The following is a 25533-nucleotide window of genomic DNA, read 5'->3' on the forward strand; positions in this document are numbered from 1 at the left end:
TTAACGGAATAACAACGCCACAAGAACACACAAAAGTTTGATTGTTCAGGCGCGATGGTAGGGATGGCCCGAAAGCAGGGTGACGGCGCGGTAAAGCTGCTCGGCGAGCAGTATCCGCACGATCTGGTGCGGCCATGTCATGGCGCCGAAATTGATCGAAAGGTCGGCGCGGGCGGCAAGTGCCGGATCAAGCCCGTCGGCGCCGCCGATCGCGAATATCATCTCGCGCTTGCCGGCATCGCGGTATTTTTCGATCTCGGCGGCAAAGCCGACGCTGTCGAGGGATTTTCCAGTTTCATCGAGCAGCACCAGCACGGTATCAGTCGAGATCGCGTTTTCAAGGGCGGCTGCCTCCTCGCGCTTGCGGGTGGCGGCGTTGCCGGCGCGGCTTTCATTGACCTCGGCGACCCTGGAAAAATCGAGCCCCTGCGCCTTGCCGGTTTTCTTCAACCGGTCGAGATAGCGCGCGACAAGCTCCTTCTCCGGGCCGGTCTTCAGGCGGCCGACCGCGAAAATGCCAATCTGCATCTCATCATCTCTCGGCCCGCAACAACCGCACCGCGCGGTCCGTTCGGGCATGTCACGCCGCTCACAGCAACAAGTGCTAGTGCAGGCGTGTCTCGTTCATTTCAGGCGCCGACCACATCTTCTCGATATTGTAGAATTCGCGGACTTCCGGCCGGAATACATGGACGATCACATCGCCGGTATCGATCAGCACCCAGTCTCCGGTCTCCTGGCCCTCGACCTTGGGGGTGGCTGCCCCAGAGTGTTTGATGTCCTTGACCAGATGGTCGCAGATCGCCATGACGTGACGGTTCGAGCGCCCGGAAGCAACCACCATGTGGTCGCCGAGTGCCGATTTCCCTCTGATGTCGATGGTGACGATATCTTCGGCCTTCGAATCCTCAAGGCTGGCGAGGACGGTGGCGAGAGCCTCATCGGCGGCATAGGCGCCGCTTCCTCTGCTCTGTGGCGCGGGAGCCGCGCCCTTCGCGTGCAATGTTGTCAGGGTTCTTCCTTTCATCCGGACCAAGCACGAATTGCGACTCGTCACTCCGGCGGGCCGCTATCCATAAAGGTGATGCCAAAGCCTGCCCGTTGCAAGGGTTTTCCGCTGCAAAATTGCAGGCAGGCGCGCATACCAGTGATCAGGGGCTGATCCGGAAGGCGACCGCCGCTGCATCATCGCTGACCTTGTAGCGCGGGAATTTCTCGCCCTCGGGGTCGTCGATCCGCTCGATCCGCCGCAATTCCTCGACCAGCGGCCGGAGCCCGTCGCGAAAGGCGCTGTCGATCAGGCCGGCGGGCGAGCAGGCGTCGTAATTGTCGCAAAGGGCGGCAAAACCATCCGAGCACAGCAGGCCGCGAACGGGCGCTTTCAAACCACAGTCTTCCCTGACGATATGGTTTGCGGCCTCCGGCACCAGGCCGAGCGTGAACACCTGTCCATCCGGCGTGTTGTGGCGCGCGCGGCCGGCGCGCAGCATCGCCATGGTCTCGGCATCGCCGGCGATATCGGCGGCACCCCGGAAGCCGCCGATGCGCTGGAGATGGGCGCGGGCGGCGGCGATTTCCTTGTCGCGATTACCCTTCAGCGCGGTGGTCGCAAACAGTGTGCCGGCTCCGTCCTGAAGAAACAGCCGGCAATCGCCGAGCCCGTAGCTGATCAGGCGGCCCGCCTCGATCCTCAGCATCTGGAAGGCGGCGGCGGGCCACATGTGGCGCGGCAGGTCATCTGTTTTCGCGGCGGCGCGATAGAGGTCGCGCGCCGATGCGTTGATGGCGGCGACGGTCTCGGCCACGGGCCGGCCATCGGCCGCGGCAAACATCCGCGCCGCATGGGCCGCAAGCCACGCGGCATCGCCTTCCGCCATCACCTCCCTGTCGCCGATGCCGGTCGCGCCGTCGATGACGAATACCGCGTTTTCGCTCCAGCCATAACGGTCGTCGCTTGCTCCGCCGGGCTTGCCGGGATCGGTGATGTCGGCGACGATTTCGAGTTTCATCGGTCGATCTCCTGTCGGAGCGCGGTCGAGGAGACGGCGGAACGCGGACCGTGGATGAAGGTCCAGGCCGGCGGCTTCATCTGCGGCAGCGCTTTTGCCGCGCGTTCGGGAATGCGGGCCTTGTCGAGCGCGCGCGCCGCCTTGGAGGAGAGGTAGGTCAGCGTCGCGCCGGGGCGGTCGATCACGGCGATCGGCACGGTCGCGGCAATCCGCCGCCATTCCTGCCAGCGGTGGAAGCTGCCGAGATTGTCGGCGCCCATGATCCAGACGAAATCGACGCCCGGGCGGCGGCGGACGATGTGGCGGATGGTGCGGGCGGTAAAGGCCGTTCCAATGGTCTTTTCGAGCGCGCTCACCCGGATGCGCGGATCGCGCGCCATGGCTTCGCAAAGCGCCAGCCGCTCGGCGAGCGGCGCGAGACCGTCGCCGCTCTTCAGCGGATTGCCGGGGGTGACGAGCCACCAGAGCTGGTCGAGGCCGAGCCGCTGGATCGCGAGGTTCGCCACCAGCACGTGTCCGTCATGCGGCGGGTTGAACGAACCGCCGAACAGCCCGATCTTCATGCCCGGCGCTGTCGCGGGCATGACGAGATGGCGGCGTGCGAGCCCGCCCAAGCCCTCAGTCCCGGGTCTGGCCGCTGCCGCGCACCAGATATTTGAACGAGGTAAGCTGCTCGACGCCGACCGGCCCGCGGGCATGCATCTTGCCGGTGGCAATGCCGATCTCGGCGCCCATGCCGAATTCGCCGCCATCGGCGAACTGGGTCGAGGCATTGTGCAGCAGGATCGCGGAATCGATCTCGTTGAAGAAGCGGGCGACGACGTCCGGATCCTCGGCGATCACCGCTTCGGTGTGGTGAGAGGAATATTTTCCTATATGCGCGATCGCGCCGGAAATCCCGTCGACCAGCTTCACCGCGATGATGGCGTCGAGATATTCGGTCGTCCAGTCGGCCTCGCTCGCCTCCTCGCGGCCTCTCGCATAATCGATCATGTCGTGATCGACGCGCACCAGGCAGCCTTTCGCCTCCAGCGCTTCGATCAGCGGCGCGGCGAAGCGGTCGGCGCTGGCGCGGTCGATCAGCAGCGTCTCGGCGGCCCCGCAAATGCCGGTGCGGCGCATCTTGGCGTTGACGACGATCGCGCGCGCCATGTCGAGGTCGGCGGATTTGTCGACATAGATATGGCAAAGCCCTTCCAGATGGGCAAAGACCGGCACCCGCGCTTCCGATTGCACGCGCGCGACGAGGCTCTTGCCGCCGCGCGGCACGATCACGTCGATATTGCCGGAAAGCCCTGCCAGCATTTCGCCGACGGCGGCGCGGTCTGTAGTCGGCACGATCTGGATCGCGTCTTCCGGCAGGCCGGTTTTCAGAAGGCCGGAGACGAGTGCCGCATGGATCTCCGCCGCCGATTTTGCCGAATCCGAGCCGCCGCGCAGGATCACGGCATTGCCGGCCTTCAGGCACAAAGCGCCGGCATCGGCCGTCACATTCGGACGGCTTTCATAGATCACGCCGATGACGCCGAGCGGCGTGCGCACCCGCTCGATTTTCAGCCCGTTGGGCCGCTCCCAGGCGGCGATGACGTCGCCGACCGGATCGCCGAGACCGGCGATCGCGCGGATGCCGTCGGCCATCGCCCTGATCCGGTCCTCGTTCAGTTCCAGCCGGTCGATGAACGAGCCGGTCACGCCGTTTTCCTTCGCGCGGGCGACATCCTCGGCATTGGCGGCGAGAATCCCGGCGCTGTTTTCCTCGATTGCATCCGCCATGGCGGCAAGCGCCGCGTTCTTGGTTGCCGTCGGGGCAATAGCGAGGCTGCCAGCAGCCTTGCGGGCGCGGCGGCCGAGATCGTCCATCACGGTTTTGACATCCTGATCAGGCATGGGCCGATCCTTCCCGTTTTGTAGCCGACATCACGAGGTCGTCGCGATGCACCATCGCGGCGCGGGCGGGATAGCCCAGGATCGCCTCGATGCCGGCGCTCTTCTGTCCTGCGATCATCCGGGCCTCGTCGCTGTCATAGCCGGAGAGCCCGCGGGCGATCTCGCCGCCCGTGGCATTGACGATGGCGACAGTGTCGCCGCGCGAGAAATGCCCGTCAACCGCGGTGACGCCGGCGGCAAGCAGGCTGTTGCCGCGCTTCAGCGCCGCGACCGCGCCGTCATCGATATGGATCGTGCCTGCGGGCAGAAGCTGGCCGGCGATCCAGGTCTTGCGGGCGCTGACGGGCGCGCGCGAGGCATGGAACATCGAGTGGCGCGCGCCCTCGGCGATCGCCTTCAGCGGGTGGTCGATCTTGCCCGACGCGATGATCATGGCGCAGCCGGAGGCGGTCGCGATCTTGCCCGCCTCGATCTTGGTGCGCATACCCCCGCGCGACAGTTCGGATGCGGCGCCCCCGGCCATCGCCTCGAGCTCCCGGGTGATGACCTCGACTTCCGGAAGGAAGCGGGCATCGGGATCAAGATGCGGCGGCGCGGTGTAGAGCCCGTCGATATCAGACAGCAGCACCAGCAGGTCGGCGCCGATCATGGTCGCCACGCGAGCCGCCAGCCGGTCATTGTCGCCGTAGCGGATCTCGGAGGTGGCGATCGTGTCGTTCTCGTTGATGATCGGCACGGCGCCGAGTTTCAGCAATTGCCGGAGCGTTGCGCGGGCGTTGAGATATTGCCGGCGCTCCTCGGTATTCTGAAGCGTCAGCAGGATCTGCCCGGCGATGATGTCATGCGCCTTCAGGCTCGCGGTCCAGGCGCCGGCAAGGCCGATCTGGCCGACGGCGGCGGCGGCCTGCGCCTCCTCCAGCTTGAGCGCGCCGGAAGGCGTGCCGAGCACGGTGCGTCCGAGCGCGACCGCGCCGGAGGAGACCACCAGAACCTCGACGCCGGCGGCCCGGAGCCCCGCGATATCGGCGGAGAGATTTTCGAGCCAGCCGCGCTTCAGGCCTGTCCGGCCATCCACCAGCAGCGCCGAGCCGATCTTGATGACGATGCGGCGATAATGGGCAAGCGAACGCCCGCTCATCCTACGGCTCCCACCTGTCGTGGCGGCCCTTGTCCTCGACGGGATCGGGCGCGGTGATGCCGAGGCGGGCCTCCTCGGCGCGGATGATGGCGGCAAGCTCGCGCTGAACCTCGGTCATGCCGGTCTGGGCAACGGCGGAAATCGCGTGGACGGGCCCGCCGCTGGCCTTTTCAAGCGCCGCCTTCTTTTCCTTCAGGGTCTCGGGGTCGAGGATGTCGACCTGCGACAGCGCCACGATTTCCTGCTTCTCGCCGAGTGCCGCGTCATAGGCCGCAAGTTCCTTGCGCACGGTGGTGTAGGCGCCGGCGACGTCTTCCTCGAGGCTCGAGACCAGATGCAGCAGCACGCGGGTGCGCTCGACATGGCCGAGGAACCGGTCACCAATGCCAATGCCCTCATGCGCGCCCTCGATCAGGCCGGGAATGTCGGCAAGGATGAACTCGCGCCCGTCAATGCTGGCAACGCCGAGATTGGGGTGGAGCGTGGTGAAGGGATAATTGGCGATCTTCGGTCGCGCCCGGGTAACGGTCGCCAGAAAGGTCGACTTGCCGGCATTGGGCAGGCCGACGAGCCCGGCATCGGCAATCAGCTTCAACCGCAGCCAGATCGACTTTTCCTCGCCCTCCAGGCCGGGATTGGCCCAGCGCGGGGCCTGGTTGGTGGCGGATTTGAAATGGGCATTGCCGAAACCGCCATTGCCGCCGGCGGCCAGCCGGTAGCGCTCGCCTTCCTGGGTCAGGTCGCAGATCAGCGTCTCTTTGTCATCCTCGAACACCTGGGTCCCGACCGGAACTTTGAGGGTGACGCTTTCGCCCTTGGCGCCGGTGCGGTTGCGGCCCATGCCGTGGCCGCCGGTGGCGCCCTTGAAATGCTGCTGGAAGCGGAAATCGATCAGCGTGTTGAGGCCGTTGACGGCCTCGATCCAGACATCGCCGCCGCGCCCGCCGTCACCGCCGTCCGGACCGCCGAACTCGATGAATTTTTCGCGGTGAAACGACACCGAGCCGGCACCACCGTCACCGGAGCGGATAATGACCTTTGCCTCGTCGAGAAATTTCATCTGTTCGTCACTTCAAGCTTTTGCGCATTTTGGGAAACTGCCGCATCGATATAGGCCGCGCGGGCGAAGGTCAAAGATTATCGTGAAAAAGCCTGTTGCTGTTCGTGTCGAGGCCGAAGTTGCAGCGCCGTCAATCCACCGGATGAAAGCTTATGAACGGCGGATGGCAGTAGCGGTGTTCGAACCGGCGGTCACGCTCAAGTCTTTCGTAGACGAGCTCCAGGCCGATGGAAGCGATGCTGGCCCCCAAAGGGTGCCGTTCGTCATTCCATCTGCCGTCGAAGCTCTGGTCATAGATCAGGGGCATCATGACCCTGCCATCCATGGTGGCTCGGCCGCCCGGATAAAGCATGACCACGAGGTCAGGATCCGAGGCGTGGCGCTCGAAGTGAGCCATGTAGCTTGTTCTGGCCACAAGGTCCGCTTCAGCGTTCCAGATGGCGTTCTCGAAGAAAAACCTTCGGTATAACGGTATGATCGAAGCATACCCTATCATGTAGCCGTTGGGTAACACGATGCATGTCGAGCGCAACAAGTAGCTGCCCAAGCATATAACAAATGCGACTATCGCAAGCGTATACATGATCAACTTGGCCGAGGATTTCATCAGCACTTTGAACAGGCCTGAAGTGCCAGTTTTATTCTTCGGTGAATCTGCTCTTTTCCACGTCAAGGTAGACCTTCGCGCTGAAGGTTGCGCTCCATGTGTCGACTATATCATAGGCTGTACCGAAGGGAAGCTCAGGTGATGCGTTGGCAAGGTCTTCGCTGCGTGAAAACTGCTGAAATGCCCATATGACCGAAACCACATCTATAATCCGCAATGATCATTCTGCGTGCGCCAGATATAATGCATGGATGGGTGCTCGTCCGCTTTTTCCTCAAGCCGGATCGGCGTTCCGTAGCGAAGGTACTGCTCGAAGGCTTGCCGGTAGGCGCGGTGGTTTCGGAGTGCCGGTCTTGCATATCGCATGGCCATGCCGGTGTCCTTTCAGGTTGAACAACGGCAATGAGGATAAGACGAGCGCGGTGTGGGGAGGAAAATGGTGTGGTGATGGCCGGGCCGTATGAACGGCCCGGCCTCGATCAGAACCGGTACGGCCTGAACAGCGCCGGCGTCAGCGCCGTCGTGACTTCCTGTGCCATTCGGCCCCGGCTGACCGACCAGGTTTCGCGCAGGCCCGTGACCTGAAAGCCCAGCCGTTGCAGCACCTTCAGCGAGGCCGGGTTGTCGGTGAACGCGCCGGAATGGAGCGTTGCGCCGCCGGAGCGGTCGAAAAACCGCTCCGCCAGACCCGACACCGCCTCGCTCATGAAGCCGCGGTTCCAGTAGTAGCGGCTCAACCAGTAGCCGAGATGATGACCGCCCTGGCGCCGCTCGATCGAGACCAGCCCGATCGGAACGCCGTCGGCGGGCTGGGTGATCGCCGCCGGCCAGCGGTCTTCGCCGCCTGCATGGGCGAGCCACTCCTGCGCGTCTTCCAGTGTATAGGGGAAGGGCACGCGGGTAAGCATCCGGGCAATGCCGGGGTCGGCAAGCAGGGCCGAGACCTGTTCGGCATCGGCCGGGCCAACCGGCCGCAGTCTCAGCCGCGGGGTTTCAACGACGGGGCAGGGGCCGAGCGCCTCGGCCACCGCGCTCATCGCTGGCCTCCCCAGCTCTTCAGCGACATCCAGTTGCGCCGGTCGAGACGATACCATTCGACCGAAACCGTGCCGCCGATCGCAAGCGACTGCACCATGCCGGGCCCCTGAAACTGGAAGCCGCATTTGTGCAGCACCCGCCGCGAACGCTCGTTGACGACCCGGCAGCGGGCGTCGATATGGTCGACCTCGCCCCGGGTGCGGAAGATCATGTCGATCAGAACCTGAACGGCTTCGGTGGTATAGCCCTTGCCCCAGTAGGGTTCGCCCATCCAGTAGCCGATTTCCACCAGCCGCTCGTCATCCGGCGTGTTCTCGATGCCGCAGCAACCGAGGAATTCGCCGTTGTCCGCTTTGGTGATGGCATAGACGCAATTGCCGATCGCGCCGTCTTTTGTTCGCTCCACGAAAATGGCGGCATCTGTTGCAGTGTAGGGATGCGGCATGCGCGACACCATGGTCGCGATTTTTTCGTTGTTGGCGAGATGGGCAATGGCGTCGATGTCATCTTCGTGCGGGGCTCTCAAAACGAGCCTTTGCGAGAGAAGAACGGGGCAATCCCGCCTTTGGCTATCCGGCCTCAGCCGTTCTCTGGAAAGCCGGGATTGGCTCTCCCTTTGCAGATCCCTTTGCATGTCTCAGGTCCTTTCCTGGGTTGAAAACGAAAGAAGGGAAGATGGTGGCGTCCCATCTTCCCTTCCTTTTTCAAAACCCAGGTTCGGTGACCTGAAATTTATGGCCGGGTCGATGTGACGCCGGCTGATTTTTGAGCGGTACCGGCTTTATTCCGCTGCTTCTGCGTGTTTCGGGGCCACGGACACATACATGCGGCCATTGGCGCGCGCGCGGTATGTCACATTGCCTTCGATTTTCGCAAAAATGGTGTGGTCCTTGCCCATGCCGACATTGTCGCCGGGATGCCACTTGGTGCCGCGCTGGCGAATGATGATGTTGCCCGGAATGACGTTCTCGCCACCGAACTTCTTCACGCCAAGGCGCTTGGATTCAGAATCGCGACCGTTGCGCGAGGAACCGCCAGCTTTTTTGTGTGCCATTGGAGTTCTCCTTTAAACCTTCGAAATCTGCTCTGTCGATCAACCGGCGACGATGTCGGTGATCTTGACGACCGTGTGATGCTGGCGATGGCCGCGCGTACGCTTGGAGTTCTGGCGACGACGCTTCTTGAAGGCGATGACCTTCCTGCCGCGGGTCTGCTCGACCACTTCCGCCTTGACCATGGCGCCCTTGACGAAGGGTGCGCCGATCGTGGCGTCAGCGCCTTCGCCGACCATCAGCACTTCAGCAAATTCAATCTTCGCGCCGGCATCGCCATCGAGCTTTTCGATGGTGATCACATCCTCGGCGTTGACGCGGTACTGTTTACCGCCGGTCTTGATGACTGCGAACATATTTTGACCTTTCATGTTCTCGCCCGGTTCTGCCCGCTCGAAAAGCGCGCGACCGTCTTTTTGTCAGTCTGGTTAAAGCATGGATTTCAAAGAGAAAATCTTTTCAAAACCCGGTCTGCCAGTGAAGCGCGGGACACGCCCGCGCAAATGCGTGCGTCAAGAGGACACACGCGTCCGGGAGCGTGCATACGCGAGGGCGGTGCGGAAGTCAATAAACCAGGGCGCAAACAAGGTGTTTTCGCCGCTGCAATTTCGCATTCGTCCGCGTTCTGTTTGAGACCGACGTTCTGTTTGAGACCGACGTTCTGTTTGGGGCCGGTGTTCTGTTTTGGGGCCAGCGTTCTGTTTGGGAATTGTACCCGCGCGCGATTACTTCGGGCCGTCGACCCCGGGTGCGGCGCTTTCCATGTCACGGCTGGCCGTCCGCGGGGCGGTCGGTCGGCCAAAAAACCGTTATCTTTACTCTTGCAAGACCCGGCTTTGCCCGCTAATAGACACCGCGCGTTCCAACGCAGACCACGGCACTTTATGGAGAGGTGGCAGAGTGGTCGAATGCACCGCACTCGAAATGCGGCATACGGGCAACCGTATCGAGGGTTCGAATCCCTCCCTCTCCGCCAGATTTTTCTTTTTAAACAATAACTTAATTGAGCGTCGGCGATCAGCATAACTCGCGCAACTGTTCGCGGCGCGTCGGCAAATGATCGAGGGCCACGCTACCGGCACTTCCTCTTACGGATCATCATCTGCGAACGACATCAGGATTTTGAATTGCTTGAGCCGTTTCACGGTTTTGGGAATCCCCGCCTGCCATTCTTGGACAGACACTTAGTTGAGGCTGATGAGGGCAAATCTAAGCTCTCTGGTCTCGCCCTTCTATATGCGCGTTGCCATCTGCGGATTTATTGCGCCAACATATTGCCATCCGCATGGTTGGACCCGGCCGACATGCAAAGACTAGTCGCGCCGGGATAATCCTTGGCTCCCCACCACCGGCATCCTACGCGTGATCCCAGGTAAACAACCCGGAGATCACGATGGCGACGATACGCAAGCTCAGAGGGCGCTGGCAGGCACAGGTGCGCCGTCGTGGATTGAAGCCGCGCTGCAAATCCTTCGACAGCAAGACAGACGCCGAGAAGTGGGCGCGCGATCTGGAAGCTCAGGTCGACAAGTTCGGTGCCGCGCCCGATACGCGTCTTCTTGAGGTGACAACACTCGGCAATCTGCTTGAACGCTATCAGAATGAAGTGTCTCCGACCAAGCGCGGTCCTTCTGCTGTCTCCAGGCCGGAGCCGGGTCTCCTCCTTCTTCGAATAGATTGATCTACGACGAGTGGCGCTCCGACGGCTTCGGCGGTGTGCGAAGTCCTAGAGATTTTCAAGAGTGCTGATGGGGATGCCTCCAGTCCCGGCAAGAGACGCAGCTTCAATCCTCCCATATCAAGAAATCGACACAGGCGCTCGCTGGCTCGTTCCTTGGGGGCGCTGAAGCGAAGCTCAAAGGTAGCCTCGGAACCAGCCAACAAGCAACCTGGAGCAGGCCGCATCTCTCAAATCGGGAATCTGCTCACAATCGTCTGCATCTCAGTCTTCAGACCGCTATAGGGCAATCTGTAAGAAATTACGCACCTTGACCCCAACCAAACTGGCGGAGGTTTCCGCCGGAAGGAGAAGTTGTGTCTAGCGACAAGAAAAAGCTCGCAAAGCGCTTGATTGATATCATCCGGATGCGAACGGTGCTGCATCCAAAGGACTGGAAGAACGAGAGCCGGCTTATGATGAGCCGCTGGTTCGACTACCGGTTCACGTCGCCTCTGGAACTGACCCTGCTGTTCAGAGAAATTTATACCCAGAATCTGCGCAACCACGTCAGAAGACATCAGGACGCCGACGTCGCCCATATGGTGACCGGCACCCGTGACGGATTGCCCCGGACGAGAGAGAAGTGGTTTACGGCGCTCTGGCATGCCAGGCAGCAGACCGACGCGCTCTTTGTGCCCTATGATCTGCTCGTGAACTTCAGCTTCGACTTCTCCTCGCGCCGCAAGCGCCGCTGGAACATGCTGCCTCATCAGCTTCATCCTTCGCCGAGCAACGCAAAAGCCTGGACAGCCGTATTTGATGACGTGGTCGAAGACCAACTTCCTCTCCATATGCGCCGTATCGGCAACATGCCGCACTATCGACTTGAGAATGACATCGGGCTTCCTGCCCAGCGGCGTTTCCGGGAAATCATGCTTGAAGAGGTGAAGCACAGTCATCGTCGGCTCGACGATCAGATCGCGGAATTCGTCTACGCCAAACGGCACCTTGAGCTGGACGCTGTTTTGCGGACAGCTCCGGAAGACGAGCGAGACGACTATGCCGAGAGGGCGAAGTCATTGTTTGACGATGGTGGTTGGCCGGAAGCTGAGCGAAAATCTCTCGAACGTGCGGATCTCCTCCCGAGCTGTTTCGGCATCGCAGAGACAATTACTCCGTCCGAAGCGCCCTGCTGTGATTGTCCGCTTCTCGCCAAGTGCCAGAGCTTCTCGCAGTTGGCGATCGATCAGACGGTCAAAACCGCAGGCTCGGCTTCTCCTATTCTGGAGTTGGACCGGAAGCGCTCGCGTGCCTATGTCGCTCGGTTCCGCGACAACAAGAAGAAGGCGGCCGCGATGGCCCTTTTCTGACCCGTCCGTGTCTCTCGATTCACCGGGACGTGTAAGACGCTACTAAGTGCTCTCTTCTTCTTAAAATATATAAACAGATAGAGACGTCTTACATCAAGAATGGATTCAGTGTCCCGGTGTTCGAAGAAAAAGCAGGTGCTGCGGGAGATAGAGATACCTCTCCGGCCCAACGAAATTCAACACCTACTGGAATTGGAATACATATGATGAACAAGGTTGACCTCCGGAGGAGTTTCCGCAACCGTTTCGGTTATTACGTGGATACGAAAGAAAGCCGGGACGGCTACGTCCGTGATGGCTCCCGGCTGACACTTCGGGACCTCTGCGTGGAGCTGATCGATGACCCGGAGCCATTTCCGTGCCATGCTTATCGCGCGGATTTCCGCGTTCTCTGCGAACCAGAGCATCGGGTATGGTTGCGAGGAGAGAGAAGCTATGGAGACGTCGCCCGGCTTCTTCAGCTCAAGTTCGCCGTCGAGGATGAGCTTTTGCCGCCATTGAGCGGTCGCTGGGTTGGGAAGTTGCTCAACGAGGGCAGCAAGAGCGGCGTTGGGCACCAGCACGCGGTTGGGGCTGAATAGCACCTTTGCGAGCTTAGCCACTAGTGGTGTCCCGTCCTGACCTAAGGGCGGGGCTCTCTGTTCCGGCTGTGGGCTGCCTCAGTAATCGAGAGAGCGTGCGAGGATGGACCTGGTATTCACCCGCCACCTCGGTGATGGTTCGGTTGGCCGCAACTGCTGCTCGGGCCTCTCTCAGCTGTTCAGTGCTCAGCGCGGGCCTTCTGCCGATGCGGCTGCCTCTGGCGCGGGCGGCGTCCATCCCTGCCTTCGTGCGCTCGCTCACCAGTGACCGCTCGAACTCAGCCATAGAGGCAAGCAGGTGGAAGAGCAGCCGCCCGCCAGACGTGCTGGTATCGATGCTCTCGCTGAGGGATCGGAATTCGACGCCGCGCTCATCCAGCTCGCGCACGAGCCGGATCAGTTCGAACAGCGAACGTCCGAGACGATCCAGCCGCCACACGGTCAGGCGGTCGCCGGGTTGCAGCTTCTTCAGCAACCTGGTCAGTCCCGGTCGAGCAAAATCAGCGCCGGAAACACCCTGGTCGGTGAATACCGTTCGGCATCCGGCCGTTGCCAGGGCCGTCCGCTGCAAATCGAGATTTTGCTCTGTCGTGCTGACCCGTGCATATCCGAAATCGCTCATCGCCACCCTCAGGACCATCTGCGGAAAACTAGTTGTGCCTTGCCGATTTTACCCGGTAAGGGATTGATTTATAGGAACCTTTTTGGGCACTCATGGATTATCTGTGAGCCGAGAAAACCGATTGAAGAAATTCAACAGGTTAGCGAGGCGGTGATTGAAGCGCGACCTTGATCGCAAAACGGTTCCCTTTTGTGCGCTCTCGCTCATCGGAACTGATCTCATGAAATCACTATTGCCAATCGTCTTCAGCCTTTGCCTGGCAGCGCCGGCCTTTGCCAACGATAAACTCAACAATGACGTGAAGAGGATGGCTGGTTTTGCCGGCGATCTCAGGGTGCTCTCAGAAAATTGCGGGGTCTTCGTCGACTCGCTGAACGGCGTGCATATTGCCGAAGCGCTTATCTCCGTGCCCAACATCGACATGGAAGCGGTCCTGGCATTGATCGACGACGAATATGAAAAATCAGCCCACTACACCGGTTCCGTCTGCTATCCTGAAGATGGCGAACGGATCGAGCGGTTGAAACGTCTCTACACTTCCGAACTGGACGCTCTGAAACAGTCAGTGGCCAGGGGCGACTATGAGTGACGCGGGCTTCAGGCGGAGCTGTTTGCCACCAGCCACTTTTCGAGCTTGGCCAACAAGTCGGGTTGTAGCTGTGTGTTGCGCTGAAGAGCCATGCCCAAGGAGGCGTTTAGCTTTAAAAAGCCCATCTCGGACATCACGTCGCCCATTTTGAGATGCCGCTTCGCCATGATTTCGTTGATCCGCTTAATGGCTGATGCGGTGAGATATCGGTCGCTGGAGGCCAGGGTGGGGCCGCTATGCACCCTCTTCGTCGGGGTGGCGCGTCTCGTTAGCGCGCCTTCAGCGATCAACCAGTCCAAGAATGCGCGTCTTTCTACGCCGTCAGCCTTGGTCCAGGCATTCTTCAATTCGTGAAGCCGCGTCCTTTTCTGCTTGATGCCGGCAGCGACGGACGCTTCGGTGACCGTGCGATATTTGCCAGCCTTGAAATCGCTGTAGATCGCCGGAAATTCGCGCTTCAGGCGTTCCTCATAATAAGCGCTGCCACGCACCTGCTTTTTCGCCATTCCGGAATCCGATGAATAGTTCGCACCAAATCGCGCAGGAGAGTCACTGGCGCGTCTGGCATAGCGGTTGCTGTATTGCAACATTCTGCACGACCGCGCCAGCCAGCGAGCTTCTGTGAGTCAATGGTAACGCTTTCGTCTAGATATGCTCTTTGGACTTGCGCTCGGCCATTCCATGCGGGATGTTCGCCTGAAAGGGCAGGTGGGGCATGACAAAATCGTGGATGGTGCGCGCTGAACGTGGGGTCTTGTTCGACGCGTTCAAGGAAAAGGAAGTTGTCGCCATCGGCTGGGCCGAACTCGGGAACCTGCAGACGTTCAAAAACCGCAAGGCAATCGCTGAAGAAGTGGCGCGTTGCTGGAGCGAGATGAAGCCCCAGGGCGTCGCGATGGTCGCGGGGATACTGCTCCGGTTCTCAACTGAAATCAGCATCGGCGATACGGTCGTGACCTATGACCCGTCGCGGCGGATGTATCTCATGGGAGAAGTTGGCGGGGACTACCGCTTCGATGCACTTATCGGCAACGATTATCCTCATGTTCGGCCGGTTCGCTGGCAGGGTGAGGTCAGCCGTGACCTTCTCTCGGTCGAGAGCCGAAACAGTCTCGGCTCGATCTCTACGCTCTTTCTGATCGCCGATAAGGTTGTCGCGGAGATGCGGAAAGCGATGACGACCGGGGAGCCGACCAAAGCGCTCGCTTCGGCGGCGGTTGAAGAGGCCGTCGAGGAGGACGTCTTCGAATCCATGGCGAACCGCGCCCACGAGTTCATCAAGGACAAGGTGAGCGCGCTGAGTTGGGACGACATGCAGGAGCTTGTCGCCGGCCTTCTGCGATCGCTCGGCTACAAGACGCGTGTTTCTGAAGCAGGTCCGGATCGCGGCAAGGATATCATCGCCTCGCCCGATGGCTTCGGCTTCGAAGCTCCGCGCATCGTGGTCGAGGTCAAGCACCGAAAGGGCGCGATGGGCGCGCCGGAAATCCGCAGCTTCCTCGGCGGCCGTCACCCGCAGGACAAGGGGCTCTATGTCAGCACCGGCGGTTTTACGCGAGAGGCGCGCTATGAGGCCGAGCGGGCCAATATCCCGCTATCGCTGATGGATATGGACGAGTTGGTGCGCACGCTGCTGGAGCAATACGAAAAGCTTGACCTCGAAACCCAGCAACGCGTGCCCCTTCGCCGGATATTCGTTCCTGCCTGGTCGTGAGCGCCCGGAAATCCTGATCCAGACCAATGTCTGCTTGCACGTCGCTGCAAGCGGGTTAAATTCGCCTCTCAAGGGGACGTCCGGATATCATGCAATCGAACGTAGAATCATTCATCGCGCGCTGGCAGAATCAGGAGGGCGGGCAGGAGCGGGCCAATTATGCGCTGTTCCTGACGGAGCTCTGCGACCTGCTTGAACTGCCGCATGCCGATCCCGCTTCGGCGGCGCACGAGACCAATGATTATGTCTTCGAGCGCGTGGTCAGGGAGACCGCGCGTGATGGATCGTTCTCATCGCGCCGGATCGATCTCTACAAGCGCGATTGCTTCATCCTGGAGGCCAAGCAGAGCCGACTTTCTGGCGACAAGAAGCTGGATGAGGCTCCTCGGCTTCCCGGCATCGCCACCTCCGCCCCGCGCGGAAGGCGTGCAGGCCTCCGATACGGCGGCCGGATAGGCCCGCACATGAGCCACCGTCACTGTGCGACAGATCCAACACGAAAAAATGGGCCTTCTGCTCCACTCCGCCGATGACAACCATCGCCTCGCCGAAATCGGCCTGCGCATGTCCGGGCGGATGAGAAAGCGGCGCGAACACCTCCTGGCGACGCTGATCACGCTCGCGGATATAGTCCTTGATAATCGTATAGCCGCCGGTAAACCCGCACTCGTCACGAAGCCGGTCAAACACACGCGTCCAGCTTCGGGCGCCGAACAGGTGACCGGCGCTGATAGCTGGGCGGAACCGAATACGTCAGCATCTTGGCAACACTGTCGCGCGATATGTTGAAATGCCTGGCTGCCTGACGTCGGCTCATCCCCTCCGAGACGGCCAGACGAACCTTCAGATAAAGACCCACGGTGTAAATCCTCTGTCCCTCCTGCGCTCATTGCAGGAGGAACAGAGGTGGCCGGATTTTACTCCGCCCGCGGTCGGTCTATTCCGCCGCTTCCGTGGCAGACTTTTGCACCGCCGATCTCAGGCGACACCGGCAGGCGGTGTCGCGCCATTTTGCCGCACTCACGCGGATGTCGGGGGATTGGCCAAGGCCGCAGGCTGGCACGGGACCCGCCTCTTTCTTTAGACGCCCTCAGAACCGGCTTCCGGTCAATCGCTAACCGCAATTTAAAAGTTCACGTTGTGTTACAAACCGGATTGAAACTTCGCTATACATAACGTGACCTGCGCGAATACAGTACGTGTTTTCGCGGAGAACGCGTATCGGAATGAAGAATAAACATGAGATCCCGCACCGGTCCCGGCCCGTCACGGGTCTTCTCCTATGTCGCGCGGGCGGGTGGATCACCATCCTGGTGGTTTTGTCCGGTCTCGCCGGATGTCAGGCCGGCGGGACCGGACCAGCACCGCAGCAGCAAAGCAGCGCGGACGCCTTTCGCCATCGCCTGGTGGCGGAATCCGGCGGGCTGTACAAGAACCCCGAAGTTTCACTGGAACTGGCGGAAATCGGCAAAAGACTATCCGCCGCTGCCGGCGCAAGGCCGGTGACCATCCTCGTGCTGAACTCGGCCATTCCTGATGCCTATATCGCGCCGGGCGAGTATATCTATCTGACGCGGGCGCTGCTCGCGCTGACCGACGACGACAGCGAGATCGCGGCCGTCGTCGCGCATGAAATGGCCCATATCCTGTCCCGTCATGCGGAGGCCCGGTCTCGCTTGGGGCGGCAGGCGGCTATCTCCAGCGCGGATATCGCTGCCGCCCTGCCGGACAGCGACCGCGTGCGCGCGCTTCTTGCCGAAGGCAGCGCCCGCGTCGCCGCCTTGTCCCGGCAACAGGAACTGGAAGCCGACGCGATGGCCATCCTGCTGCTGGCTGAGGCCGGATACGATCCCGCTGCCCTGGTGCGTTTCCTGAAAACCATGCAGGCCACAGAAGCGGCGCCGGGTGCCAGGCGTTCCTACAATAGCTCCCATCCCCTACCTTCCGATCGTATAGAGCGGGCCGAGAAACTGGCGGCAAACTATCGGCCCGAAGCCACGGAACCGGCCGGCGAAATGACCGGTTCCGCCATCGCCGACAGTGGTCTCGACGTAAGCAAACGCTAATATTCCATTGAATTTTAGACGGTCGGCCGATCGGCCGAACAGGCGCAATAACGCGTACCGCCCACGCGGGGGTACCTGGCGGTTCGGCGTTTCTAGCCATTGCAACTTTAAGGCGAGTTAACGAACGGGGATAACTTGTGGAAAATGATCATGCGCAACTGAAAATCGCTAGCTGTTCGAGCTTTCCTGATCGGCATATATTTGTCATGTTTCTGCCATATGAGCTTCAATCATCTGATTGAATCTGCTGCCAGAATCAGCCTCACCTCAATGTGTTTCACAGTTTCGGAACTTGAGATTGCGCGATTATATATTTAAAAACATCGCTTTACAAAACTACCTAAATTCATCTTCGGTTCAGAAAAAATGACCTACACGGCTTGCGGTCGACGCGAGTTTGCGTTAGTGACTTTCGTCAAAGTGGCAGGTAAGAGTCCACTGCACAGGTCCCCAACATAAATGAGCAGTGCGCCGAAGAGCAAGCGTAGTTGCACCGTGAGAGTGTGGTAGCGCTGTCATTTGACGAGTTTTTTTAAGGAGTACTCCCGTGGATGCAATCATTGTCGACAAGAGCGACGGCTCCCAGCATCGTCAGTCCGTAACCGGTCTTCAGCTTGACGAAGCGTCTGTTGTAAAACTTCCCATCGCACCGGAAAGCGTTGTTTCCTTCGAACAGAACGGCAACGATCTCCTGATCGTCATGGCCTCCGGAGAGACGATCGTCATCGGCGATTTCTTCATCGATTTCGACGACGAGCGCAATGAGCTGATCCTCGTCGACGATGACGGCATCGCGTGGTGGGGACAGTATTCCGGTCCGTGGAGCGATTTCGCCTTCGCCGAGATCGGCGCTGACGGCGTGGCGCCTTTCCCGTTTGCGGCGCTCGGCGGACTTGGCGCCGCCGCGGCCGGCGGCCTGGCCTTTGGGGCCGGCGGAGGCAGCGAGGACGCGGCGAGCGTATTCCCGGTGGTGGATGTGCAGGATATCGCTGACGATCCGGCCGGCGACCGCGTGACGGTTCGCGGCAGCAGCACGGGCGACTACGTTGTCGTGTCCTACCCGGACGAAAACGGCAACATTGTTACATCCGATCCCATTGCCGTCGACGAGGACGGAAACTGGTCTTACGACCTTCCGCGCGACAACATTGCCGAGGGTGATGTCGACGTTATCGGGACTGTGACTGACGAGAATGGCAACCCGGTTCAGGACGAAAACGGTAATCCGATCTCTGATTCGGAAACGGCAAATCTGGATCTGACAGGCCCCACGGTTGCTGTCGATATCGAGAACGATGGCCAATCCGGCACGGTGACCTTCACCTTCTCCGAAGCGGTAACCGGTTTTGGTATGTCGGATGTCAGCGTTAACAACGGCACGCTGTCGAACCTGACGCAGGTTGACGATCATACCTGGACGGCGACGGTGACGCCGGCGGCCACCGGCGATGTCTCGGTTGAAGTGACCGAGGGGTCCTATACCGACCTTGCCGGCAATGCGGGCACGAAGGGTTCCGACACGGAAGGCTTCGACCGCACCGCGCCGACGGTTGACGTTGTCATCACCGACAATGGCCAGGACGGCGAACTGGTTCTGACCTTCTCGCCGGATACCGACCGCGACAGCTTCGACCCGTCCGTCGATCTGGTGCTCGACAATGCCGATCTTGGCACGGACGGCACATGGTCTGAAGATGGCGACGGCAATCAGGTCTGGACCGTGACGATCACGCCGACCGGCACCGGCGAGGTGACGGCAACCGTTACCGACGGTTCGTATCTCGACACCGCCGGCAATGCGGGCGAGGAAGGCTCCGACACGGAGAACTTCGACGTCGCCGGCCCCTCCGTTGTCGTCGATATCGAGAACAACGGCCAGTCCGGCACGGTGACCTTTACCTTCTCCGAAGCCGTGACCGGTTTCGCGGCCTCCGATGTCAGCGTTGGCAACGGCACGCTGTCGAACCTGACGCAGGTTGACGATCATACCTGGACGGCGACGGTGACGCCGGCCGCCACCGGCGACGTCTCGGTTGAAGTGACCGAGGGTTCCTATACCGACCTTGCCGGCAATGCGGGCACGAAGGGTTCCGACACGGAAGGCTTCGACCGCACCGCGCCGACGGTTGACGTTGTCATCACCGACAATGGCCAGGACGGCGAACTGGTTCTGACCTTCTCGCCGGATACCGACCGCGACAGCTTCGACCCGTCCGTCGATCTGGTGCTCGACAATGCCGATCTCGGCACGGATGGCACATGGTCGGAAGATGGCGACGGCAATCAGGTCTGGACCGTGACGATCACGCCGACCGGCACTGGCGAGGTGACGGCCACCGTTACCGACGGTTCGTATCTCGACACCGACGGCAATGCGGGCGAGGAAGGCTCCGACACGGAAGTCTTCGACGTCGACGGCCCCTCGGTGATCGTCGATATCGAGAACAACGGCCAGTCCGGCACGGTGACCTTCACCTTCTCGGAAGCCGTGACCGGCTTCGCGGCCTCCGATGTCAGCGTTGGCAACGGCACGCTGTCGGGCCTGACGCAGGTTGACGATCACACCTGGACGGCGACGGTGACGCCTGCCGCCACCGGCGATGTCTCGGTTGAAGTGACCGAGGGTTCCTATACCGACCTTGCCGGCAATGCAGGCACGAAGGGTTCCGACACGGAAGGCTTCGACCGCACCGCGCCGACGGTTGGCGTTGTCATCACCGACAATGGCCAGGACGGCGAACTGGTTCTGACCTTCTCGCCGGATACCGACCGCGGCAGCTTCGACCCGTCCGCCGATCTGGTGCTCGACAATGCCGATCTCGGCACGGACGGCACATGGTCGGAAGATGGCGACGGCAATCAGGTCTGGACCGTGACGATCACGCCGACCGGCACTGGCGAGGTGACGGCAACCGTTACCGACGGTTCGTATCTCGACACCGCCGGCAATGCGGGCGAGGAAGGCTCCGACACGGAAGTCTTCGACGTCGACGGCCCCTCCGTTGTCGTCGATATCGAGAACAACGGCCAGTCCGGCACGGTGACCTTCACCTTCTCGGAAGCGGTAACCGGTTTCGCGGCCTCCGATGTCAGCGTTGGCAACGGCACGCTGTCGGGCCTGACGCAGGTTGACGATCATACCTGGACGGCGACGGTGACGCCTGAAAAGGCGGGCGGAGATGTTTCCGTCACGGTTGGTGAAGACAGCTATGCCGACCTTGCCGGGAACCTCGGCTCGAGCGGCACGGATACGGAAGCCTTCGATCGTTACGAGCCGCTGGCAGAGGGCGATCACAGCAGCCTGACGCTTGCCGGCGACGACTTCAAGAGCGACGAGAACTTCAATGTCGCGTTCGTTCTCGATTTCAGCGGCAGCGTGAACAACAGCGAAGCCGATCAGATGCTCCAGGCGGTCAAGGCAGCCGGTCAGGCTTTCTTTGAAGGGACGACGGGCGACGTCCAGATCCAACTCGTGGCGTTTTCTTCGGATGCCCAATCGACCGTATCCTTCTCCAACTATGCCGACTTCGCTGCGCAGATCGCGGCTTGGGAGAACCAGCGCCCCTACAATGGCGGCACGGACTATACGGCGGCCGTCGACAAGACCATGGAGGCGTTCCAGCCTTTGGACGACTACAACAATCGGGTCTTCTTCATGAGTGACGGAGAGCCGACCGAGCAGACCACGCAGCACTGGAACGGTTCCAACTGGGTTGTCGATCACTCGCTGGACAGCGACACCGAGAATGCATGGAACGAATTCGTTGCCAACAACAATATCGACGTGCAGACGGTCGGCATCGGTCAGGGCGTCACGGTTCCCCGGCTGCAGGATGTCGATGAGGCCGATGGCGATAATCATGTCATCCAGGTTTCGAACTTCGACGACCTCGTGGACGACTTGCTTGATGTGATCAGGGAAGTGGATGTTGCCGGCAATGTGCTGAATGGCAATGACGGCATCGCCGGCACAGCGGATGACGATCTTCTGGGTGTCGATGGCGGCCGCATCCTGTCGATCGCGGTTGATGGCGAGGTCTACACCTATGATCTGAGCGGTATCACCGACAGCAATGGTGGAGCGGTCGCCGACGGGTCCATCCTGAACGTGGAAACCGATCAGGGCGGTAGGCTTGTCTTCGACTTCGAAACCGGCGACTGGACCTACACTGCCAACCCCGATACCGCGACCGGAACGGAGACTTTCGATTACGTTCTGACCGATGACAGCGGCGACACGAGCAGCGCAACGCTGACGATCGATGTCGAGGCTGCACCGGAGGCGGCAACCATGTCGTTCGACGCGGAGACATCCGGTGCGGGCGAAGACGCTTCCGTCTTCACGATGGCTGCGGCCGACCTTTCGGTCGCAACCCTTGGCCTCAGCGCCGTGGACGAAGCCACGGCCGACGACGACAGCGCGTCTTCGCAGCCGGAAGATGCAGCCGACATTGCCCTCGATGACCTCGTCTACGAGGACAGCGGCGAAAGCCTGGATGCCTATCTGCCCGAGGAAAGCGTCTCGATCGCATCGTCCGCAGAGACTGCGGCCTCTCCGTCCGACAGCGGCGCAACGGCATCGCTCAGCCTCGACGAGATCGAGAACCATGCGGCGCTTGTCGGTTAATCGACGGCATCAGCGACAAGGGCCGGCGGCGGCAATCCGCCGCCGGCCGCAACACGTTTCCATCGAACTGGTCGGGCCATGAACGAGAACGTCACCCTAAACCCCATTTCCGGCGATATCACCGAGACGACCGACGATCGCCATGCAGGGGTCGACGGCTGGATCGAGGCCGTGCTGCGGGTTGCCGGTCACTACCGGGTCGACTGTTCGCCGGAACAGCTCAGGCTCTCAAGCGCCTGGGACAGGAGCGGAAACCGGAGGAAATCCTTCGAGAAACTGGCGCGACAGGCAGGCCTGGCCGTCAAGTTCGTCGCAACGGATGTAACCCGGCTGTCGCCGATGCGCTTTCCGGTCGTCATCGTCTTGAAGGACGGCCAGATCGGCGTTGCCTCGCATCGGGACGAAACCGGTCTTGCGATTGCATTTTCCGGCGATGAAGGCCTGACCACCGAGGTTGAGTTTACCGCGCTGCGTGACCGGGTCGAACTCGTCGCGGTTCTGCGCCCGGCCAGCGGCATGCCCGACAGCCGGATCGACGATTACATCGCGCCGTTCAAGAAGCACTGGCTGCGCGCGATCGTATTGTCCGATCTCAGGCCCTATGTCTTCATCATGCTGGCATCGCTCAGCGCCAATGTCCTGGGGCTGGCCAGCATCATCTTTTCCATGCAGGTTTATGACCGGGTGGTGCCGGCGCAATCCTATCCGACGCTGTTCGTTCTCGGCGGCGGCGCGCTGATGGCGGTGGCCTTCGCTTTCCTCATGCGGCAGATGCGCATGAAGATCACGGACGTATTGGGCAAGCGCGCCGATCTGCGCATTTCCGACAGGGTATTCGGTCATGCCCTGCGGGTTAAGAACATTGCGCGGCCGCGCGCGACCGGCACTTTCATCGCGCAGCTTCGCGAGGTCGAGCATATCCGCGAGATGATGACCTCCTCGGCGATTTCGGCGATTGCGGACCTGCCTTTCTTCCTGCTCTTCTGCCTGATTTTCTGGTGGGTTGGTGGCAATCTGATCTGGGTGCCCGCCGTCGCGGTTCTGCTGCTGATCCTGCCCGGCATTCTTTCGCAACGAAAACTGCGGGCGCTGGCACAGGCCAATATGCGCGAAAGCGCCCTGCGCAATGCCATGCTGGTGGAAGCGGTTCAGGGGCTCGACGACATCAAGCTTTTGCAGGCCGAGGACCGGTTCCAGAATCACTGGAACCATTACAACGCCATCAATGCCGATTCGGGCATGAAGCTGCGCGATCTTGTCGGCTCGCTGTCCAACTGGACCCAGACGGTGCAGGGCATGGTCTATATCGCGGTGGTCGGTTTTGGCGCTCCCGCCGTGATGTATGGCGACATGACGACCGGCGCGCTGGTCGCCGCGGCAATGCTCTCGACCCGGATGCTGGCGCCGCTTGCCGGCGTCACGCAGATACTCAATCGCTGGCAGCAGGCGCGGATCGCAAGCGAAAGCCTGGACAAGATCATGATGCTGCCGGTCGACCGTCCCGAAAATGCCAAGCGTATCCACAAGCCCGTTATCGAAGGCGCCTATCATTTCAGGAACGCGGTTTTCGCCTATGGCGAACAGCCCGTCCTGACCGTTGCAGACCTGAAGGTCGCGCCGGGCTCCAAAATCGGGATCATCGGTCGCAATGGCGCGGGAAAGTCGACGCTGCTTCAGGGTCTTTCCGGCCTGCTCGAGGCAAAGGCCGGGACCGTTCTGCTCGATTCCGTCAACATCGCCCATATCGACCCGGCCGATCTGCGCCGCCGGGTCGGCCTGGTCAGCCAGAATGCCCGCCTGTTCCATGGCACCATCCGCGAGAATCTCGCGCTCGGCGCGCCACATGCCAGGGATGAGGAGTTGATCGCGGCGCTGGAGTCCACCGGGGCATGGGAATTCGTCAGCCATCTGCCGGAGGGGCTCGACTATGTGATTCAGGAGGGCGGCATCGGTCTTTCCGGAGGTCAGAACCAGAGCCTTCTGCTGTCGCGGCTGTTGCTGCGCGACCCGTCGATCATTCTGCTGGATGAGCCGACGACGTCCCTCGACGAGACGGCGGAACAGAAGGTTCTGGCCGCGCTTGGCGCCCTGTCGCCGGAAACGACGCTGTTCGTCGCCACGCACAAGCCCTCGGTGCTCGCCGTGGTCGACCGGTTGCTCGTCATCTCCGGCGGCAAAATCATCATGGACGGCCCGCGCGACCGGATTCTCTCCCGGCTGCGCAAGGGCGAGGCAAAAGCCGCCGCCGCCGCTGCGGACAAGGAGACCGTCTGATGGTCAGCAGCGATTATGACAGCCTGACGGGTGGTGACGACGTCACCGCCAGCGGCGCGAACAAGGTGGTGTTTGCACTGACGCTGATCCTTGCGGCCTTCTTTGCCTGGAGCTATTTCTTCTCGGTCGAGGAGGTTTCCTCCGGTCCGGGAACTGTCGTGCCGCTGTCGCACGAACAGGTGATCCAGTCCTTCGATGGCGGCATTCTGGCCGAATTGAATGTCAGTACCGGCCAACTGGTTGACAAGAACGAGGTTCTGGCCGAGTTCGATCCAACCCGCGCGCAATCGCAATATGACGAAACCGCCGCGCGCTATCGTGCCGCCCTTGCCCAGGCGGTGCGGCTTCAGGCCGAGGTGGTCGGCGCGGATCATGTCAGCTTTCCCGCGGCCCTTGATGACTATCCCGAGCTGACCGCCTCTGAAGAGGCCTTGTTCAAGGCGCGCCAGGGTAGCTACCGCGAATCCCTCGGTGATATGCGCACCGACATGGACCTGATCGAGCAGCAGCTCAAACTGACGGAGCCGCTCATCAAGACAGGCGCGGCCAGCAAGGTCGAACTCATCAGGCTCCAGCGCGACATGGCTGACATCAAGCTGAAGATGGACGACATGCGTTCGAAATACATGATCGAGAACGGCGAGAAACTGGCCGAAGCCCAGGCACAGGTCGCCACGCTTCTGTCCTCGCTCAACGGTCTGGAGGATACGCTTTCCCATACGGTTATCCGGTCGCCGGTCCATGGCATCGTCAAGGAGATCAATGTGACCACCATCGGCGGCGTGGTCTCGCCGAATGGCGCGCTTATGACCATCGTGCCGGTCGGCGACCAGCTCAGGATCGAGGCCAGGATTTCGCCGCGCGATATCGCCTTCATCCATCCCGGTCAGGAGGCGCTGGTGAAAATCACGGCCTATGACTATTCGATCTATGGCGGACTTGAGGGTTCGGTCGAGAATATCTCGCCGGATACGATCCGCGACGAGATCAATCCGGAAAACCTCTATTACCGGGTCTATATCCGCACCGCCTCCGACGCGCTTGTGAACGAGGCCGGAAAACGCTTCCCCATCACGCCCGGCATGGTTGCCGCCGTCGATATCAAGACGGGCGAGAAAACCATCTGGGACTATCTCATCAAGCCGCTCAACCGTGGCCGGGAGGCCTTGCGCGAACGGTGATCCCCGGCCTGCCTCGCAGGCTCAACATGCCCGGCCTGCTCGGCGGGCCCAACGTGAT

General features: G+C 61.1%; 22 protein-coding genes, 1 tRNA gene and 3 pseudogenes. 10 read left to right on the top strand and 16 right to left on the bottom strand.

The window, feature by feature from the left end; all coding sequences use genetic code 11:
- Positions 1 to 45 precede the first annotated feature (45 nt).
- From rlmH to rplU, 12 genes are all read right to left on the bottom strand, one after another.
- Positions 46 to 528, bottom strand: coding sequence for a 23S rRNA (pseudouridine(1915)-N(3))-methyltransferase RlmH (gene rlmH / locus HQ843_RS10585; protein ID WP_180898341.1), 483 nt, complete (start codon positions 526 to 528; stop codon positions 46 to 48).
- A gap of 76 nt (positions 529 to 604) precedes the next feature.
- The gene (rsfS, locus tag HQ843_RS10590; protein WP_180898340.1) at positions 605 to 1027 is read right to left on the bottom strand and encodes a ribosome silencing factor; all 423 of its coding nucleotides are present in this window, start codon (positions 1025 to 1027) and stop codon (positions 605 to 607) included.
- 124 nt (positions 1028 to 1151) lie between these two features.
- Positions 1152 to 2009, bottom strand: coding sequence for a hypothetical protein (locus tag HQ843_RS10595; protein WP_180898339.1), 858 nt, complete (start codon positions 2007 to 2009; stop codon positions 1152 to 1154).
- Entirely contained in the window at positions 2006 to 2593 is a 588-nt protein-coding gene (locus tag HQ843_RS10600) for a nicotinate-nucleotide adenylyltransferase (protein ID WP_180902243.1), read from the bottom strand. The genes HQ843_RS10595 and HQ843_RS10600 overlap by 4 nt, the downstream gene beginning before the upstream one ends.
- Positions 2594 to 2627: 34 nt before the next feature.
- Entirely contained in the window at positions 2628 to 3896 is a 1269-nt protein-coding gene (locus HQ843_RS10605) for a glutamate-5-semialdehyde dehydrogenase (RefSeq protein ID WP_180898338.1), read from the bottom strand.
- Complete coding sequence (proB, locus tag HQ843_RS10610) at positions 3889 to 5034, bottom strand: glutamate 5-kinase (RefSeq protein WP_180898337.1); 1146 nt, start codon at positions 5032 to 5034, stop codon at positions 3889 to 3891. Before proB ends, HQ843_RS10605 begins: the two co-directional genes overlap by 8 nt.
- Position 5035: 1 nt before the next feature.
- Positions 5036 to 6094, bottom strand: a complete 1059-nt coding sequence (gene obgE, locus HQ843_RS10615) for a GTPase ObgE (RefSeq protein WP_180898336.1) — start codon at positions 6092 to 6094, stop codon at positions 5036 to 5038.
- Positions 6095 to 6224: 130 nt separating this feature from the next.
- Positions 6225 to 6767, bottom strand: a complete 543-nt coding sequence (locus HQ843_RS10620; protein WP_180898335.1) for a hypothetical protein — start codon at positions 6765 to 6767, stop codon at positions 6225 to 6227.
- A gap of 413 nt (positions 6768 to 7180) precedes the next feature.
- The gene (locus HQ843_RS10625) at positions 7181 to 7738 is read right to left on the bottom strand and encodes a GNAT family N-acetyltransferase (protein ID WP_180898334.1); all 558 of its coding nucleotides are present in this window, start codon (positions 7736 to 7738) and stop codon (positions 7181 to 7183) included.
- Positions 7735 to 8373: a GNAT family N-acetyltransferase gene (locus tag HQ843_RS10630; RefSeq protein WP_180898333.1), complete on the bottom strand. Its 639-nt coding sequence runs from the start codon at positions 8371 to 8373 to the stop codon at positions 7735 to 7737. Before HQ843_RS10630 ends, HQ843_RS10625 begins: the two co-directional genes overlap by 4 nt.
- A gap of 147 nt (positions 8374 to 8520) precedes the next feature.
- Entirely contained in the window at positions 8521 to 8793 is a 273-nt protein-coding gene (gene rpmA, locus HQ843_RS10635) for a 50S ribosomal protein L27 (protein ID WP_180898332.1), read from the bottom strand.
- 39 nt (positions 8794 to 8832) lie between these two features.
- On the bottom strand, positions 8833 to 9147 hold the full coding sequence (gene rplU, locus HQ843_RS10640; RefSeq protein WP_180902242.1) for a 50S ribosomal protein L21: 315 nt from the start codon (positions 9145 to 9147) through the stop codon (positions 8833 to 8835).
- 530 nt (positions 9148 to 9677) lie between these two features.
- Between rplU and HQ843_RS10645 the strand changes: the two genes are divergently transcribed.
- The 3 genes and pseudogenes from HQ843_RS10645 to HQ843_RS10655 all read left to right on the top strand — a co-directional run bounded on the left by HQ843_RS10645 (position 9678) and on the right by HQ843_RS10655 (position 11821).
- Positions 9678 to 9767, top strand: a tRNA-Ser gene (locus tag HQ843_RS10645).
- Positions 9768 to 10184: 417 nt separating this feature from the next.
- Positions 10185 to 10418 (top strand): annotated as a pseudogene (locus HQ843_RS10650) (site-specific integrase); the annotation flags it as partial.
- Between the two features lie 407 nt (positions 10419 to 10825).
- Positions 10826 to 11821, top strand: coding sequence for a hypothetical protein (locus HQ843_RS10655; RefSeq protein WP_180898331.1), 996 nt, complete (start codon positions 10826 to 10828; stop codon positions 11819 to 11821).
- A 176-nt stretch (positions 11822 to 11997) separates the two neighbouring features.
- On the opposite strand, the gene HQ843_RS10660 is transcribed toward HQ843_RS10655, so the two are convergent.
- A complete protein-coding gene (locus tag HQ843_RS10660) occupies positions 11998 to 12423 on the bottom strand; it encodes a hypothetical protein (RefSeq protein WP_180898330.1) in 426 nt (141 codons plus the stop codon).
- Positions 12416 to 13024 carry a recombinase family protein gene (locus tag HQ843_RS10665; protein ID WP_180898329.1) on the bottom strand — a complete coding sequence of 203 codons (609 nt, stop codon included), beginning with the start codon at positions 13022 to 13024 and terminating at the stop codon, positions 12416 to 12418. Before HQ843_RS10665 ends, HQ843_RS10660 begins: the two co-directional genes overlap by 8 nt.
- Before the next feature lie 154 nt (positions 13025 to 13178).
- Between HQ843_RS10665 and HQ843_RS10670 the strand changes: the two genes are divergently transcribed.
- A complete protein-coding gene (locus HQ843_RS10670; protein WP_180898328.1) occupies positions 13179 to 13613 on the top strand; it encodes a hypothetical protein in 435 nt (144 codons plus the stop codon).
- Positions 13614 to 13621: 8 nt separating this feature from the next.
- Here HQ843_RS10670 and HQ843_RS10675 read toward each other — a convergent pair whose 3' ends face one another.
- Positions 13622 to 14119, bottom strand: a complete 498-nt coding sequence (locus tag HQ843_RS10675) for a hypothetical protein (protein WP_180898327.1) — start codon at positions 14117 to 14119, stop codon at positions 13622 to 13624.
- Positions 14120 to 14328: 209 nt separating this feature from the next.
- On the opposite strand from HQ843_RS10675, the gene HQ843_RS10680 reads away from it, so the two are divergent.
- Together HQ843_RS10680 and HQ843_RS30015 are read left to right on the top strand one after the other, a co-directional pair.
- Positions 14329 to 15327, top strand: coding sequence for a restriction endonuclease (locus HQ843_RS10680; protein ID WP_180898326.1), 999 nt, complete (start codon positions 14329 to 14331; stop codon positions 15325 to 15327).
- Positions 15328 to 15416: 89 nt separating this feature from the next.
- Positions 15417 to 15701 (top strand): annotated as a pseudogene (locus HQ843_RS30015) (type IIL restriction-modification enzyme MmeI); the annotation flags it as partial.
- A 57-nt stretch (positions 15702 to 15758) separates the two neighbouring features.
- Here the strand turns inward: HQ843_RS30015 and HQ843_RS10690 are convergent.
- Positions 15759 to 16186: pseudogene (locus HQ843_RS10690) on the bottom strand (IS21 family transposase); the annotation flags it as partial.
- 367 nt (positions 16187 to 16553) lie between these two features.
- On the opposite strand from HQ843_RS10690, the gene HQ843_RS10695 reads away from it, so the two are divergent.
- From HQ843_RS10695 to HQ843_RS10710, 4 genes are all read left to right on the top strand, one after another.
- A complete protein-coding gene (locus HQ843_RS10695; protein ID WP_180898325.1) occupies positions 16554 to 17393 on the top strand; it encodes a M48 family metallopeptidase in 840 nt (279 codons plus the stop codon).
- Positions 17394 to 17940: 547 nt separating this feature from the next.
- The gene (locus tag HQ843_RS10700) at positions 17941 to 22020 is read left to right on the top strand and encodes an Ig-like domain-containing protein (RefSeq protein ID WP_180898324.1); all 4080 of its coding nucleotides are present in this window, start codon (positions 17941 to 17943) and stop codon (positions 22018 to 22020) included.
- A gap of 78 nt (positions 22021 to 22098) precedes the next feature.
- Positions 22099 to 24294 (top strand): type I secretion system permease/ATPase, encoded by a 2196-nt coding sequence (locus HQ843_RS10705; RefSeq protein ID WP_180898323.1) that lies wholly within the window; start codon positions 22099 to 22101, stop codon positions 24292 to 24294.
- The gene (locus tag HQ843_RS10710; protein ID WP_180898322.1) at positions 24294 to 25475 is read left to right on the top strand and encodes an HlyD family type I secretion periplasmic adaptor subunit; all 1182 of its coding nucleotides are present in this window, start codon (positions 24294 to 24296) and stop codon (positions 25473 to 25475) included. The genes HQ843_RS10705 and HQ843_RS10710 overlap by 1 nt, the downstream gene beginning before the upstream one ends.
- Positions 25476 to 25533 lie beyond the last annotated feature (58 nt).

The sequence above is a fragment of the Martelella sp. NC20 genome, assembly GCF_013459645.1.
GTDB lineage: Bacteria > Pseudomonadota > Alphaproteobacteria > Rhizobiales > Rhizobiaceae > Martelella.